Source organism: Metallibacterium sp. (assembly GCF_054637675.1).
This window is the reverse complement of sequence record NZ_JBTSRB010000007.1, coordinates 54,187-68,005: the sequence shown is the minus strand read 5'-3', so window position 1 is coordinate 68,005 and position 13,819 is coordinate 54,187. Positions and strand designations below refer to the sequence as shown.

14 protein-coding genes, 1 tRNA gene and 1 pseudogene are annotated in these 13,819 nt (G+C 66.0%); 12 read left to right on the top strand and 4 right to left on the bottom strand.

Going from position 1 to position 13,819, the window contains the following annotated elements:
* Positions 1-2: 2 nt before the first annotated feature.
* The 3 genes from ACYDAT_RS04195 to katG all read left to right on the top strand — a co-directional run bounded on the left by ACYDAT_RS04195 (position 3) and on the right by katG (position 4,009).
* Positions 3-1,079 (top strand): tetratricopeptide repeat protein, encoded by a 1,077-nt coding sequence (locus ACYDAT_RS04195; protein WP_461442031.1) that lies wholly within the window; start codon positions 3-5, stop codon positions 1,077-1,079.
* Positions 1,076-1,681 (top strand): class I SAM-dependent methyltransferase, encoded by a 606-nt coding sequence (locus tag ACYDAT_RS04190; protein ID WP_461442025.1) that lies wholly within the window; start codon positions 1,076-1,078, stop codon positions 1,679-1,681. Before ACYDAT_RS04195 ends, ACYDAT_RS04190 begins: the two co-directional genes overlap by 4 nt.
* A gap of 126 nt (positions 1,682-1,807) precedes the next feature.
* Positions 1,808-4,009, top strand: a complete 2,202-nt coding sequence (katG, locus tag ACYDAT_RS04185; RefSeq protein WP_461448578.1) for a catalase/peroxidase HPI — start codon at positions 1,808-1,810, stop codon at positions 4,007-4,009.
* A 106-nt stretch (positions 4,010-4,115) separates the two neighbouring features.
* On the opposite strand, the gene ACYDAT_RS04180 is transcribed toward katG, so the two are convergent.
* On the bottom strand, positions 4,116-4,544 hold the full coding sequence (locus ACYDAT_RS04180; protein WP_461448576.1) for a protein tyrosine phosphatase family protein: 429 nt from the start codon (positions 4,542-4,544) through the stop codon (positions 4,116-4,118).
* 177 nt (positions 4,545-4,721) lie between these two features.
* Here ACYDAT_RS04180 and ACYDAT_RS04175 point away from each other — a divergent pair, with 177 nt between their 5' ends.
* The 4 genes and pseudogenes from ACYDAT_RS04175 to ACYDAT_RS04160 all read left to right on the top strand — a co-directional run bounded on the left by ACYDAT_RS04175 (position 4,722) and on the right by ACYDAT_RS04160 (position 6,437).
* Positions 4,722-5,597, top strand: coding sequence for an MBL fold metallo-hydrolase (locus tag ACYDAT_RS04175; protein ID WP_461448574.1), 876 nt, complete (start codon positions 4,722-4,724; stop codon positions 5,595-5,597).
* An 86-nt stretch (positions 5,598-5,683) separates the two neighbouring features.
* Positions 5,684-5,848, top strand: a pseudogene (locus ACYDAT_RS04170) (globin domain-containing protein); the annotation flags it as partial.
* A gap of 29 nt (positions 5,849-5,877) precedes the next feature.
* The gene (locus tag ACYDAT_RS04165) at positions 5,878-6,045 is read left to right on the top strand and encodes a hypothetical protein (RefSeq protein ID WP_461448604.1); all 168 of its coding nucleotides are present in this window, start codon (positions 5,878-5,880) and stop codon (positions 6,043-6,045) included.
* Positions 6,046-6,077: 32 nt separating this feature from the next.
* On the top strand, positions 6,078-6,437 hold the full coding sequence (locus tag ACYDAT_RS04160) for a rhodanese-like domain-containing protein (RefSeq protein WP_461440286.1): 360 nt from the start codon (positions 6,078-6,080) through the stop codon (positions 6,435-6,437).
* 14 nt (positions 6,438-6,451) lie between these two features.
* Here ACYDAT_RS04160 and ACYDAT_RS04155 read toward each other — a convergent pair whose 3' ends face one another.
* A complete protein-coding gene (locus tag ACYDAT_RS04155) occupies positions 6,452-8,380 on the bottom strand; it encodes an SUMF1/EgtB/PvdO family nonheme iron enzyme (protein WP_461440285.1) in 1,929 nt (642 codons plus the stop codon).
* A gap of 140 nt (positions 8,381-8,520) precedes the next feature.
* Between ACYDAT_RS04155 and ACYDAT_RS04150 the strand changes: the two genes are divergently transcribed.
* Both ACYDAT_RS04150 and ACYDAT_RS04145 read left to right on the top strand, forming a co-directional pair.
* Complete coding sequence (locus ACYDAT_RS04150; protein WP_461440284.1) at positions 8,521-9,615, top strand: ribonuclease D; 1,095 nt, start codon at positions 8,521-8,523, stop codon at positions 9,613-9,615.
* A gap of 135 nt (positions 9,616-9,750) precedes the next feature.
* Positions 9,751-9,826: transfer RNA gene (locus ACYDAT_RS04145), tRNA-Ala, on the top strand.
* 154 nt (positions 9,827-9,980) lie between these two features.
* On the opposite strand, the gene ACYDAT_RS04140 is transcribed toward ACYDAT_RS04145, so the two are convergent.
* Positions 9,981-10,568 (bottom strand): sigma-E factor negative regulatory protein, encoded by a 588-nt coding sequence (locus ACYDAT_RS04140; RefSeq protein WP_461442163.1) that lies wholly within the window; start codon positions 10,566-10,568, stop codon positions 9,981-9,983.
* Between ACYDAT_RS04140 and ACYDAT_RS04135 the strand changes: the two genes are divergently transcribed.
* On the top strand, positions 10,567-10,695 hold the full coding sequence (locus ACYDAT_RS04135) for a hypothetical protein (protein WP_461440282.1): 129 nt from the start codon (positions 10,567-10,569) through the stop codon (positions 10,693-10,695). The two genes, ACYDAT_RS04140 and ACYDAT_RS04135, sit on opposite strands and share 2 nt — an antisense overlap.
* On the opposite strand, the gene rpoE is transcribed toward ACYDAT_RS04135, so the two are convergent.
* A complete protein-coding gene (rpoE, locus tag ACYDAT_RS04130) occupies positions 10,689-11,270 on the bottom strand; it encodes an RNA polymerase sigma factor RpoE (protein WP_297900073.1) in 582 nt (193 codons plus the stop codon). The two genes, ACYDAT_RS04135 and rpoE, sit on opposite strands and share 7 nt — an antisense overlap.
* A gap of 260 nt (positions 11,271-11,530) precedes the next feature.
* Here rpoE and ACYDAT_RS04125 point away from each other — a divergent pair, with 260 nt between their 5' ends.
* Together ACYDAT_RS04125 and ACYDAT_RS04120 are read left to right on the top strand one after the other, a co-directional pair.
* On the top strand, positions 11,531-13,024 hold the full coding sequence (locus ACYDAT_RS04125) for a Ppx/GppA phosphatase family protein (protein ID WP_461448600.1): 1,494 nt from the start codon (positions 11,531-11,533) through the stop codon (positions 13,022-13,024).
* Positions 13,025-13,081: 57 nt separating this feature from the next.
* Positions 13,082-13,819 carry a peptidylprolyl isomerase gene (locus ACYDAT_RS04120; protein ID WP_461448572.1) on the top strand — a complete coding sequence of 246 codons (738 nt, stop codon included), beginning with the start codon at positions 13,082-13,084 and terminating at the stop codon, positions 13,817-13,819.

Sequence of the window (13,819 nt, the reverse complement as noted above, 5' to 3'; positions counted from 1 at the left end):
TTATGTTCCTGACTGCCAGTGGCCTGATGGTGGCGCTGGCGCTGGCGCTCGTGCTGTGGCCGCTGCTGCGCCAGGCCGGACGACAAACGCGTCGGCGCGGCCTGATCGCGCTCGCGGTGCTGTTCGTACTCGGCTTGCCGCTGGCCAGCGCCGGCCTGTATGAGCTGGTCGGCAATCCGGCGGCGCTGAATCCCGGCGCCACCGAGCAGCCACTGACGCTGGATCAAGCCATCACCAAGATCAAGGCGCAGCTCGACCACGACAGCGCCGATCCGAATCTGTGGACGCTGCTCGGCCAAGCCTATGGTGCCAAGAACGAACCACGCCTTGCCGCCGATGCTTTCGAGCACGCGCTGAAATATCGCCCCGACGACGCCGATCTGCTGGTGGCATGGGCGCAGGCCGACTCGCTGGCGCAGCCACAGCACATGATCGTCGGCGAGGCGCGCGCGCGCCTGCAGCGCGCCCTGGCCGTCGATCCCACGCACCAGCGTGGGCTGTGGTTGCTGGGCATCAGCGATTTCCAGTTGCAGCGCTACAGCGAGGCCATCGCCACCTGGACGCGCCTACTCAAGCTGCTGCCGGCGGACTCCGATGTCGCGCGCGGCGTTGCACGCCAGGTCGAGCTGGCCGCGCGGCGAGGTGCGCTGCAACTCACCGCCGCGCAGACTCAGGTGTTGTCCGCCGCCACCGCCGGAACCAAGGTGCCCGCGGCGGCTGGCAGCAGCGCGCCGCATCTCACCGTGCAGGTGTCGCTCGCGCCGCATCTGGCGCGAAAACTTGACCCCGACTCGGTGTTGTTCGTATACGCGCGCAATCCCAGCGGACCATCGATGCCGCTGGCGGTTGCGCGACTGCCGGCCAGTGCGTTGCCGGCCACGGTGACGCTGACCGATGCGATGAGCATGGCGCGTGGCCCGAACCTGTCTTCGGCGCAGCAGGTGATCATCGGCGCGCGTTTGTCCGCGCGTGGCCAAGCGCTACCGCAGCCGGGCGATCTAGAAGGCAGCGTCGGCCCGATCGCGGTCGACCGCACCCAGCCGATCAGCGTGGTCATCGACAAAGTGGTCGGCCAGTGAGCGCGGCGCAGTGGGATCAGCGCTACGCCGATGATCACTACCACTACGGCACAGCGCCCAATGCCTGGCTGATCAGTCAGGCGTGGCGCCTGCCCCGTTCTGGCGCGGCGCTGGCACTGGCCGATGGCGAGGGCCGCAACGGCGTCTGGCTGGCGCAACAAGGGCTGGATACCACGAGTCTGGATCAATCCGGCGTGGGCCTGGCCAAAGCGCAGCGCCTGGCGCAACAGTGCGGCGTGACGCTGCATGCCGAGCATGCCGATCTTGCCGATTGGGCTTGGCCCGAATCCGCTTATGCGGTCATCGCCAGCATCTACGCACATCTGCCCGATGCGCTGCGTCGGCGCACCCACGCGGGCATCATGCGCGCGTTGTGCCCAGGTGGACTGCTGATTCTGGAAGCCTTCACGCCCGAGCAACTGGCCTGCTCGTCCGGTGGTCCCAGAGATCTCGCCTTGCTCTACTCCGAGTCCATGCTGCGCGCGGATTTCGCAGGTCTGGAAATTCTGGAACTGCTCAGCGGTGAAGTTTTGCTTGACGAAGGCCCGGGACATCGCGGGTCCGGCCGGGTACTGCGTTTGCTGGCGCGGCGCAGGCCCTGAAGTCACAGCCTATCGCTGCACTAAGAACAATCGATTTCAACAATTCAAGACTGTGGCGCATGCTGCCCTTCGTCCGCACTATGTGTGCATCCCGCGCGCGCCGCGCGCAATGACGGAGGAGTGATCATGGCAACCGAAGCGAAGTGCCCAGTCGCGCACAACACCCACACCCAGACAGTCGCCGGCGCCATGGGCAACGCCGAATGGTGGCCCAACCAGCTCAACCTGGCGATCCTGCACCAGCATTCCTCCAAGTCCAACCCGATGGGCAAGGACTTCGACTACGCCGAGGAATTCAAGACCCTTGACCTCGATGCCGTGGTCAAGGATCTGAAGTCGCTGATGACCGATTCGCAGGACTGGTGGCCGGCGGATTACGGTCACTACGGGCCACTGTTCATCCGCATGGCCTGGCACGGCGCCGGCACCTACCGCATCGGCGACGGGCGCGGCGGCGCGGGCGGCGGGCAGCAGCGCTTCGCCCCGCTCAACAGCTGGCCGGACAACGTCAACCTCGACAAGGCCCGGCGCCTGCTGTGGCCGATCAAGCAGAAGTACGGCCGCAAGATCTCCTGGGCCGACCTCATGGTGCTGGCCGGCACCGTGGCCATGGAGAGCATGGGCTTCAAGACCTTCGGCTTCGGCGGCGGACGCGTGGACCAGTGGGAGCCGGACGCTGCCGTGTACTGGGGCGCCGAAACCACCTGGCTGGCCGAGGACAAACGCTACAGCAGCGGCCAGCGCGATCTGGAAAACCCGCTGGCCGCCGTGCAGATGGGCCTGATCTACGTCAACCCCGAAGGCCCAAGTGGCAAGTCGGACCCGCTCGCGTCCGCCCGCGACGTGCGCGAAACCTTCGCGCGCATGGCGATGAACGACGCGGAGACCGTGGCGCTCACCGCCGGTGGCCACACCTTCGGCAAGTGCCATGGCGCCGGACCCGCCAGCGCGGTTGGGCCTACGCCCGAGGCCGCCCCGGTCGAGGAGATGGGCTTGGGCTGGATATCGAGCCATGCCAGCGGCAAAGGCGGCGATCAGATCGGCAGCGGTCTGGAAGGCTCGTGGACGCCCACCCCGACGCAGTGGGACATGAGCTATTTCGACATGCTGTTCGGCAACGAGTGGGAGCAGACCACGACGCCGGCGGGCGCCCATCAGTGGACTCCGAAGCAGGCGACCCAAAGCAATATGGCGCCGGCCGCGAACGATGCCGCGAAGAAGGTACCGATCATGCTGACCGACGCGGACATGGCGATGCGCGTGGACCCGGCCTACGAGAAAATCTCGCGCCATTTCCACAAGCATCCGGACGCATTCGCCGATGCCTTCGCCCGCGCCTGGTTCAAGCTCACCCACCGCGACATGGGACCGCGTTCACGCTACCTCGGCAAGCTGGTACCCAAGGAAGAACTGACTTGGCAGGACCCGATTCCCGCCGTCAACCACCCGCTGGTCGATGACAAGGACATCGCCACGCTCAAGGCCAAACTGCTCGCATCCGGCCTGTCCATCTCGCAACTGGTCAGCACTGCCTGGGCCTCGGCGTCCACCTTCCGCGGCAGCGACAAGCGCGGCGGCGCCAACGGCGCCCGCATCCGCCTCGCCCCGCAAAAAGACTGGGAAGCCAACCAGCCAGCCGAAATGGCCAAGGTACTGGGCAAACTCGAAGCCATCCAGAAAGAGTTCAACGCCTCGGCCCCCGGCGGCAAGAAAGTCTCGCTGGCCGACCTGATCGTGTTGGGCGGTTGCGCCGCGGTCGAGGCGGCGGCGAAGAAGGCTGGCGTGGAGGTGAGGGTGCCATTCGCGCCGGGCCGCATGGATGCCTCGCAGGAACAGACTGACGTGGCCTCGTTCGCGGTGCTGGAGCCCAAGACCGACGGCTTCCGCAACTACGCGCGCAAGGGCTATGAAAGCTATGCCGCCGAGTTGCTGGTGGACAAGGCGCAACTGCTCAACCTCACCGCGCCGGAAATGACCGTGCTGATCGGCGGCATGCGCGTGCTGGGCAGCAACTTCAGCGGCAGCAAGCATGGCGTGTTCACCAAGCGGACTGAAACGCTGAGCAACGACTTCTTCGTCAACCTGCTGGACATGGGGACGAAGTGGCAGAAGTCCGCCACCAGCGCCGGCGTGCTGGAAGGCCGCGACCGCAAGACTGGCGCGCTGAAGTGGACGGGCACCGTGGTCGATCTGGTGTTCGGCTCCAACTCGCAACTGCGCGCGTTGGCCGAGGTCTATGCCACCAGCGATGCACAGGCCAAGTTCGCGCAGGACTTCGCCGCGGTCTGGGGCAAGGTGATGAACCTCGACCGCTTCGACCTCGTTTGACCTATCGCCGTACGCGCGCGTGATCGCGTGCTGACTGCCCATGCGCGGGGTGTGGCTTCGACCATGCCCCGCGCAACCTCGCCATGCCGCGCGCGCGACATAAGCCCTAATCGAGTGGCAGGTTCAAGCGCACGCGTACCGCGGGTTCCAGCGCGGCCAGTCCGGCACGCCGACCCAACTCCAACGCGGACTCTGGCGAATGACCCCAGTCCCACGCCGCGACCAGCGCCAGCAGCGCACCGACGCGGTTGGCGGTGGCGCAATGCACGAGCACGTGCGCATCGCCCTGCAGTGCCTCGCGTAGCGCGGTGGCGTGGGTGCGATCGAGGTCGGCCGGCGTGGCGACCGGAATGTTGATGTAATCCAGTCCACAGGTGGCGGCACAGGCAGCCTCATCCCAGTTCAACTCGCTGTGCGGGCGCAGATTGATCACGCGCCGCACACCCTTGCGTGCCAGTGCCTGCAGGTCTTCATGATCGGGCTGCCCCATGCAATACAGACGTCCTTCGATAAAGCGGATGTCACCAGTGGTCATGTGGATTCCTATTGGGGTGGATCGCGCCATGCGCGGCGCGGTGATCCTGCCGCCGTCGCCGCGGGGAGGGGGGGTCGAAATGCACCGCGAATAACTGCTGCAAGCATTGGCTCTTGTCTCGATGCGCTGCAAGCCTCATATAAATTCAGTATGTTCTGATATAAATCAAGGCATGCCATGCATCCCGTCGTCGAAAGTTTCTTGCACGCGCCCAGCTCGACCTGGACCCATCTGGTCATCGACTCTGCGACGCAAACTGCGGCACTGGTCGATCCGGTGCTCGACTTCGATTATCCATCCGGCGCCACCGCCACCGACAGCGCCGCGGACGTCATCGCGCGTATCCGCGCGCTGGCCCTGAAACTGGAGTGGATCCTCGAAACCCACGCGCACGCCGATCATCTGTCATCGGCGCCGCATATCCACGATGCCCTCGGCGGCCGCATCGCCATTGGCGAGGGCATCCGCCGCGTGCAGGCGCATTTCAGCGCGGCATTGAATTTCGAGCCGGGTTTCCGCAGCGATGGCTCGCAGTTCGATCACCTGTTCGAGGATGGCGAGCGCTTTCGCATCGGCGGCATGGATGCGCGCGTCATGGCCACGCCCGGTCACACTCGCGATTCGGTCAGCTATCTGATTGGCGATGCGCTGTTCGTCGGCGACACCATCTTCATGCCCGATGGCGGCACCGCGCGCTGCGACTTTCCCGGTGGCGATGCCGGGCTGCTGTACGACTCGATCCACAAACTCTACGAATTGCCCGAGGACATGCGCCTGTACGTATGCCACGACTACGCGCCCGGTGGCCGCGCGCATCGCTGTCTGAGCAGCATCGGCGAGCAGCGCCGCGGCAACATCCACGTGCGCGACGGCATCAATCGCGGCCAGTTCATCGCCATGCGCAGCGCGCGCGATCGCACGCTGGGCATGCCCGCGCTGCTGTACCCGTCGATACAGGTCAACGTGCGCGGCGGCGAGTCGCCGCCCGCCGAAAACAACGGTCTGGCATACCTGAAAGTGCCGCTGCAAGACCTGGCGAGGAAGCCCGTATGAGCGGCGCAGACACCCTGTACGCGCGTCTGGGCAACGCGGCCACGCTCGATCAACTGGCCAGTCGTTTCCACGTTTAGCTGCGCGAAATGCCTGAAGCCGCCGTGGTGCATGCGATGCACCAGATGAGCATGGAATGGCTCGAGGCGCATCTGCGCGTGTTTCTCGGCGCCTTCTTCGACGGTCCGGACGAATATCGCGCGCGCTACGGCGAACCGTTGATGCGCCGCCCCACTTGCCCGTTTACCATCGGTCGGCCCAGCGCGACGCGTGGCTGGCCTGCATGCAACGCGCACTGGACGATGTGGCCGCTGATCCGACGCCGCGTCGGGAGACCCATGCACGGATCTCCGCCTTCGCGAGCACGTGCGCGATCAACCACCAGGCCCTGATCTGCTTGCGCCGCTGGCCGCGCGCTGAACGCGGTGTTTTTGATATCCGTGTCATCTAATACAATGACGTCCAGTTCTTTCGGAGTAGCCCATGTTCGGCATTGGCTCCAGCAGCAAGCATCCGCTCGACATCGACTGCAAGGCCGCGCAGCAGCGCCTGCAGCAAGGCGCAAGGATGATCGATGTGCGCGAGGCGCACGAAGTTGCGCACGGCATGGTGCCGGGCAGCGTGCACATCCCGCTGGGCACGCTCGCTGGCGACATCGCTGCGGTACTGGCCCGGCACAGTATTGACCCCGCCGCAGGCGATGTGTTGTGCATTTGCGCCAGTGGCGGGCGCTCGCGGCACGCCGCCATGGCCTTGCGTCATGCCGGCTGCGAAACCGCAGCCTCGGTGATGGGCGGTGTCATGAGCTGGGCCGCGAGCGGTGGCACGCTGACGCGGCGCTGAGGCGCAAACCCGGGCTACAGGCTGCGCATCACGCGAAAGCCGATGCGCGCACTGCGCAGATCCGCCGGCATGTCCATGCGCCAGGCGCTCAGCGCCTGATCGGGTGTGCTGGCCCACGAACTGCCGCGCACCACGCGGTTCTGGCACCCGGGATTGACCCAGGCGCTGCCATTGTCGGGTGCGCGCACATAGTTGTCGTGCCAGCAATCCTCGGTCCATTCCGAGACATTTCCGTCGATGTCGAACAGTCCATACGGATTGGGCTGGAAGCTTCTCACCGGCGCCGGACCCCAGTAGCCGTCACCGTAGTCCCTGAAGCTGTTGTCCCAGCGCCGGCCCTTGGGTGAGCGATCCAGCGAGCCGGCCAGATTCTCGACACGTTGCTTCGGGCTGCCGTGACCCCACCAGTACGGCGTGGTGGTGCCGCCGCGCTCGGCGTATTCGTACTCGGCTTCACTGGGCAGGTGGTAATCCTTGCCGGTGACCTTGCTCAGCCAGTCGCAGTAGGCCTCGGCGTCGCTCCAACTGATGTTGATCACCGGCAGGTCACCGGACGCGGGTTGGCCGTTGTAGCCATCACGCCAACTGGCGCCAGGGTCCATGCGCATGCGCCCGCTGAGCTCGTCGTAGACCATGGCGCCACCATCGCGCTCGGCATCGGTCACATAGCCGGTGGCGCGCACGAAAGCGCGGAATTGGGCCACGCTGATCTCGCTGCGCGCCAGGGCAAAACCCTTGCTGAAAGTCACCGTGTGCGCTGGCGCCTGATCGCTGCGGAAACCCGGTCGGCCGGGGTGCGAGCCCATCACGAATGTCCCGGCCGGGATCACCACCATGGTCGGCGCGCTGCCCGCGCGATCAATGAAATTGTCCGCGAACACCTGGCCCGGTCGGTAGCCATCGTAGAGCCTGGTGTCGCGCAAACGTGCGGCGTAGTTCGCCAGTTCCGACAGCGTGGGATCCACGAGCCGTGCCTGTGCGGCCAGTTGCTGCGCCAATTGCGGCGCACGCGCCTGCAACGCGGCATCAGCGCGCGCAACCAGCGCGCGCGCGTGCTCGCGGCGCGCCTGTTCAAACTGCGCGCGCATGGCGATCAGTTCCGGACTGTCGGGCGCCACGCTGGCCGCCCTCGCCAGCAAGCGACTGACACGCGGGTAATCCTCGCCAGCCAGCGCGGCACGCGCTTGCAGCAGCACGCCATGCTGCAGGTGCCGCACCCCGCGCGTGGCCACCACATTGCCTGGGTCGAGCATCAGCACGCGCCGATAAAGATCCAGCGCGCTGAAGCCGGCCGGACTCAGCGCGTGCCCTGCGCGCTCCTGCTCGGCGGCTTCACGCAGCAGCGGCCGCACATGCTCGAGCACGAACAAGCGCGCCTGCAACGGTGTCGTCGCCGTCAGCCCGCCGGGCAATTTGCGCAGCAGATTCAGCAGCGCCTGCGCGGCCTTGGTGTCACCGTCATCAATGGCCTGCCCTGCATTGCTGGCAAGACGCTGGCTCAGCGCGCTCAGCCCGGCGCGGGCATCGGCATTGCCAGGCGCCAGCGCCAGCGCGCGTTGATACAACGCCGCGGCGCTGTCCGGTGTGCCAGCCCAGCTTTCCGCCAATTCCGCGGCGTGCGCCTGCTTGAGCAGATCCACCACGGCTGGTGCGCCGACATACTGCGGCGCCGATGCGACACGCGCCGCGAGCGGCGCCAACGCCAGCGGCGGACCGGCGCTGTAGATCGACGTGCCGGCACTCGCCGGCGCGCTGTTCAAGCTCATGGCCGCGTTGCCCAGCGATGCCGAACTGCTGCTGACCGAAGTGCTCGTGGCCGGCACGGTCGGAGGCAGCATCAACCAGCTTGGCAGGAATCGGTAGACGAGTGCGAACAGCAGCAGCGCCACCGCGGCGCCGATGCCCGCCTTGCGCTGCCAGCCAGTCGCGGATTGTCCTGCCATGGGCTGCGGTCCGGTTCAATAAATGATTGGGCATCTCGAAAACGCTGGAATGGGGTTTTTCGAGGTTCCCTGCTAGGGTGCGCGCCACCTTAGGCAAAGCGGCGTCGCAGGGCAATGCCTGCGCGCTGAATCGGAGCACTGTGAGCGAAGCGCAATGGATCAATACGCCGGCCGGCCTCGATGATTGGCTCGCGCAACTGCCGCCGAATGAGTTCAGCGCGGGGATCGACACCGAGTTCGTGCGCGAGTCGACATTTTATCCGCGGCTGGCGCTGCTGCAGATCGCCGTGGGCGAAGCCATCGCGCTGATCGATCCGCTGGCTTTCGACGCGCAGGCGCTGCGCGTCTGGCTCGAGGCCGCGCCGCGCACTTGCGTGCTGCACAGCGCCAGCGAGGATATCGAAGCGCTGCGCAACCTGTTGCCGCACGGCCCGCCGCATCTGTTCGACACGCAGGTTGCCGCGGCTTTCGCCGGGCTGGGTGCTGGCGTCGGCTATCAGCGCCTGGTGTTTGATTTGCTCGGCGCCGAACTGCCCAAGGACGCCACGCGCTCCGACTGGACGCGTCGCCCGTTGAGCGCGCAGCAGCACGCTTACGCCGTGCAGGACGTGCTGCATTTGCATGCGCTGCATGAGTTGCTCGATTCCAAACTGCGTGTGCGCGGCTACATGGAATGGTTCGAGGAAGACTGCGCGCGACTGCTGCGCCGCGCTGACGCGCCAGCCGATACACAACCGCAACGCAGCTTCCGCAGCGTCGCGCACTGGCCGGACGCAAGCCTCGCGCGTCTGCGCGCCCTGCTGCTGTGGCGGGACGCCGCCGCGCGTCGCTGGGATGTACCGCGCACCTGGCTGCTGCGCGATGAGCACTGCGCCGATCTCACGCTTGATCCGCCTGCCGATCTCGCCGTGCTGGATGCACGCACGCGTGGCCAGCGTGCGCTGCGCCAACCCGTTCGCGCCGAACTGTGGGAACACCTGCAGCGGCCTGTCGAAGCCGCGTTCATCGTGGCGACGCAGCGCCCGGATGATTTCCTCAAAGGCAACGCCAGGCGCGCCTTCGATGCCATGCGCGAGCGCGTCGACCAGGAAGCTACCCGCCTCGACCTGCCCACTGGCTTGCTGTGCCCGCGCCGCGCGCTGGAGCGCTACATCGCCGCGCGCGACTGGCCCGCGGAACTGCACGGCTGGCGCCAGGGTTTGCTGCAAGCGCAGTTGGCGCCGCTGTTGCCCTGAATCAACGTGGCGATCAGCCACGTACAGGACACCGTTTGCGTTTGCGCCTGTGATACGGCTGCCAGACCGTCACGCGCATGCGCGCCGCGGGGCTTGGCGGCGTCGGCTTGGCCAAGTAAACTGCGCCGCTCGCGTGGGGCGGTAGCTCAGCTGGGAGAGCGTCGCGTTCGCAATGCGAAGGTCCGGGGTTCGATCCCCCGCCGCTCCACCAACTGCAAACCCCAACCATTTCGTGGTTGGGGTTTTTATTGGGTGCGCTCTGCATCAAGCGATATGGCGCAGCGCTGCGCATGCGGCAACGAATTGCAAAAACGAACGAGCCCGCTTGCGCGGGCCCGAGTCGTGTTGCCGTGTTACCAGCGCGCTCAGCGATCGGCAGCGTCAACCGGCTGGTAACGGTGATGTTCTTGTGGCGAGAGCAGGTAAGGCAGCACGCCATCATCTTGCGGGAAGGCACTGGCATCCATGCTGGCAGCGGCCAGCGGATCGGCCATGGCCATGGTGTCGCGGTGCGTTCCGACCATGCGATAAGCCGCTGAAGCGTCTACGCGGGACTCAGTCTGCGCGTTGAGCCAAGCCGGCGCGGGCGTTGCTGCAAGCCGTGCGTCCGTGGCGATCGTGCCGAGTTCGGACTGCGGCGGCATCAGCACGAGGGCCGCCACGGCCACCGCGGCGGCGATGGCGCTGCGCGCCGACCAGCGCATCCACGGTGTCCCTGACGATGCCGGCAGCGGCTGCGTCGCGATGCGCGCAGCAACACGCGTTGCAAAACCCGCGCTGGACAGCAGCGGCAGATTGCGCTGCATGCTGGCCTGGGCGAGGTGATAGCTGTCCCAACGTCGCAAGGCAGCGTTATCGCGATCAACGCGCCGCAACAGGAAGCGCGCCTGCTCGCGGCCGAGTTCACCATCCATGAAGGCGGACAACTCCTCGTGGCTAGGATCATGGCTCATGGCTGCACCTGACATCGTGTTGTGGCTGGACATGGTTCAATCGGGTCTTGAAAGCGGCGCTACATTTGCAAATCCATTTGCAAATCTACTGTGGCAAGTTCTGCGAACCGCAGCAACCGATCAATGATCGTCGAGCAGCGGTCGCAGATTTTGCTCGATGGCTTCGCGCGCGCGAAAAATGCGGGAACGCACGGTGCCGATCGGGCAATTCATCACCTCGGCGATTTCCTCGTAACTCATGCCCTCGACTTCGCGCAAGGTGATGGCCATGCGCAGATCCTCAGGCAACGCTTGGACCGTGGAAAACACTGTTTGTTCAATTTCTTGCCGAAGCAACTCATGTTCAGGCGTGGCGCAGTCGCGCAGCGCCTCGGCGCTTTGCACGTGCTGCGCATCCTCGATGGCGATATCGTCAGTCGGCGGACGCCGCCCCTGCGACACCAGATGATTCTTGGCGGTGTTCACCGCGATCTTGTAAAGCCAGGTGTAGAACTGGCTTTCGCCGCGGAATGAGCCGATGGCGCGATAGGCGCGGATGAAAGCTTCCTGCGCGATATCCTCGCACTCGGTCCAGTCGTTGATGTAGCGGGAAACCAGCGCCACGATCTTGTGCTGATACTTGCGCACCAGCAGATCGTAGGCACGGGTATCGCCTTGCTGGACGCGCTCCACCAGCATGCGATCCGTTTCGTTTTCGCCCATCCGGGCCCGCTCCCCGCTGAAGATGTCGCGCGCTGATCTGGCCCGCGCTGTCGTTGAACCGTGCGACTGGATGTCGCGTACCGTAGGGTACAGGAAACTCAGCGCGCACCGAACCGGCCGCAAGTCATGCACGTGGCCAGGATGCAGTCGTTCACGCCCTATTTGCGCGATAGCCAGCAAACCGCGGCCATCGCGTCCATGCCAAAATTGACGGGTTACCGATCCGGAGATCCCAGGTGAGCCGACATCCCGGCGGTGAAATGCAGGAAGGCGAGCTGCTGGCGGCAGTGGACCTCGGTTCCAACAGTTTCCACATGGTCGTCGCGCGCTACGAGCACGGCGTGCCGCGCCTGATCGACCGCCTGCGCGAGACTACGCGCATGGCCGCCGGGCTGGATGTCAACGGCAGCCTTGATGCCGAACACCGGCAACGCGCGCTGGATTGCCTGGCGCGCTTCGGCCAGCGCCTGGCCGGGGTGGCACCCCAGCATGCGCGAGCGGTCGGCACCAACACCTTGCGCCAATTGCTGCATCCGCAGGAGTTTCTGCGTCCGGCCGAACGCGCGCTGGGGCAACCCATCGAGATCGTCTCCGGCCGCGAGGAAGCGCGCCTGATCTTTCTCGGCGTGGCGCACGGCCTGCCGTCTTCGCGCCAGCGCCGGCTGGTGGTGGACATCGGCGGCGGCAGCACCGAGTTCATCATCGGTCATCAACTCGAACCGTTGCACGCCGAAAGCATCCAGGTGGGCTGCGTGGCGTCGAGCCTGCGCTTTTTCCCCGGCGGCAAGATCACGCGTAAGCGCTGGCAACACGCGCGCGAGGAAATCGGCGTGCTGCTGCAGCAATTCGCGATGGACTATCGCGAAACCGGCTGGCAGGAATGCTTTGGATCGTCCGGCACGATCAAGGTCATCGAGGCGGTGGTCTCAGGGCTGGGACTGAGCGAGCATGGCATCACCCTGCCCGCGCTGGTGGGGTTGCGCGAGGTGTTGCTGCAGGCCGGGCACATCGATCGTCTGCGCCTGCCCGGGCTGTCCGAGGAGCGCATGCCGATCTTCCCAGGCGGTGCGGTGATTCTTGAAACCGCCTTCGAGAACCTCGGCCTGGAACGCATGCTGGCGGTGGAAACCGCGATGCGCGACGGCATTCTGTGGGACATGATGGGCCGCGCCGCGGGCAGCGATCCGCGCCGCGCCAGCATTCAGGCACTGGCACGCCGCTACGCAGTGGACGAGGCCCAGGCCGCGCGCGTGGACTCCACCGCGCAGGCATTGCTGCAGGCCATCGACGGGCAATGGGACTTGGGCGAGGACGCCGCCGAATGGCTGGACTGGGCCGCGCGCGTGCATGAAATCGGCCTGGCCATCGCACACAGCCAGCACCATCGTCACGCGGGTTACATCCTGCGCCATGCCGACTTGCCGGGTTTCTCGCGCGACGAGCAGCAACTGCTGGCCTGCATCGTCGAATCGCACCGGCGCAAACCCGACAAGGCCGCGTTCAACGCGCTGCCGCCGCGGCTGCGCATGTTTGCACGGCGCATCACCAGCCTGCTGCGCCTGGCGGTGCTGATGCGCCGCGCGCGGCGCTCCGAAGCCCTGCCGCCGCTGCGTCTGGACGCGCAGGGTGAACGTCTGCATCTGGTGCTACCCACGGCCTGGCTGGAGGCGCACCCGCTGACAATCACCGACCTGGATCTGGAGCGTGCGCTATTGACCGAACTGGGGCTGAAGCTGGAACTTGAGCGCATTTGATCCGGGCACCGCGCCAGCGGCCTATCATCAACACTTATTTCCCGAACCCTACCCGCCATGTCACGTCGATTGACCCGCCCACTCGATCTTGTCCTGCTTGCACTGGGGCTGCTCGCACTGCCCTTGCTGGCGCTCGCGCAGCCCGCACCCCGCGCTGCGACTCCACTGGCGAAGGCCGCTCCGACCAGCGCCCCCGCCAACGCAACCTCGGTTGCCGCGCCGCAGCCGCGTGTGCTGGTCAAAACCAGCGACGGTTCCTTCGTGATCGAGTTGTACCCGGACAAGGCGCCGAAAACGGTCGCCAATTTCCTCACCTATGTGCACGACGGTTTCTATGCCGGCACTGTGTTTCAGCGCGTGATCAAGGGGTTTTTGATTCAGGGCGGCTTGTTCGATCGCCAACTGCAGCCCAAGCCCACGCGTCCGCCGGTTGCGATCGAAGCCGACAACGGGCTTTCCAACCTGCGCGGCACCGTGGCCGCGGCGCGCGCCGCCGACCCGAACTCGGAAACCTCGCAGTTTTTCATCAACCTGGTGGACAACCCGCGGCTGGATTTCATCAGCGATCAAAGTGGCGCCACCTGGGGCTATACCGTGTTCGGCAAAGTCATCGAGGGCATGAACGTGGTCGACGCGATCGGCAATCTGCCCACCGGACCACAGGGACCGTTCACCGCCGATGTGCCGCGCCCGTTGCCCATCATCGAAAGCATCACCGAACTGCCCGCCGCTGCGGTGCTGCCGGCTGCGACGCCGGCACCGGCCAAACCGGGCGCGGCGCACCCGGCTGGCTGA

Excerpts from the sequence above, each read along its gene's own strand:
- ACYDAT_RS04195 (WP_461442031.1), top strand. The coding sequence starts at position 3 with ATGTTCCTGACTGCCAGTGGCCTGATGGTGGCGCTGGCGCTGGCGCTC.
- katG (WP_461448578.1), top strand. The coding sequence starts at position 1,808 with ATGGCAACCGAAGCGAAGTGCCCAGTCGCGCACAACACCCACACCCAG.
- ACYDAT_RS04180 (WP_461448576.1), bottom strand. The coding sequence starts at position 4,544 with ATGACCACTGGTGACATCCGCTTTATCGAAGGACGTCTGTATTGCATG.
- ACYDAT_RS04175 (WP_461448574.1), top strand. The coding sequence starts at position 4,722 with ATGCATCCCGTCGTCGAAAGTTTCTTGCACGCGCCCAGCTCGACCTGG.
- ACYDAT_RS04165 (WP_461448604.1), top strand. The coding sequence starts at position 5,878 with ATGCAACGCGCACTGGACGATGTGGCCGCTGATCCGACGCCGCGTCGG.
- ACYDAT_RS04160 (WP_461440286.1), top strand. The coding sequence starts at position 6,078 with ATGTTCGGCATTGGCTCCAGCAGCAAGCATCCGCTCGACATCGACTGC.
- ACYDAT_RS04155 (WP_461440285.1), bottom strand. The coding sequence starts at position 8,380 with ATGGCAGGACAATCCGCGACTGGCTGGCAGCGCAAGGCGGGCATCGGC.
- ACYDAT_RS04135 (WP_461440282.1), top strand. The coding sequence starts at position 10,567 with ATGGCTGCACCTGACATCGTGTTGTGGCTGGACATGGTTCAATCGGGT.
- ACYDAT_RS04140 (WP_461442163.1), bottom strand. The coding sequence starts at position 10,568 with ATGAGCCATGATCCTAGCCACGAGGAGTTGTCCGCCTTCATGGATGGT.
- rpoE (WP_297900073.1), bottom strand. The coding sequence starts at position 11,270 with ATGGGCGAAAACGAAACGGATCGCATGCTGGTGGAGCGCGTCCAGCAA.
- ACYDAT_RS04125 (WP_461448600.1), top strand. The coding sequence starts at position 11,531 with ATGCAGGAAGGCGAGCTGCTGGCGGCAGTGGACCTCGGTTCCAACAGT.
- ACYDAT_RS04120 (WP_461448572.1), top strand. The coding sequence starts at position 13,082 with ATGTCACGTCGATTGACCCGCCCACTCGATCTTGTCCTGCTTGCACTG.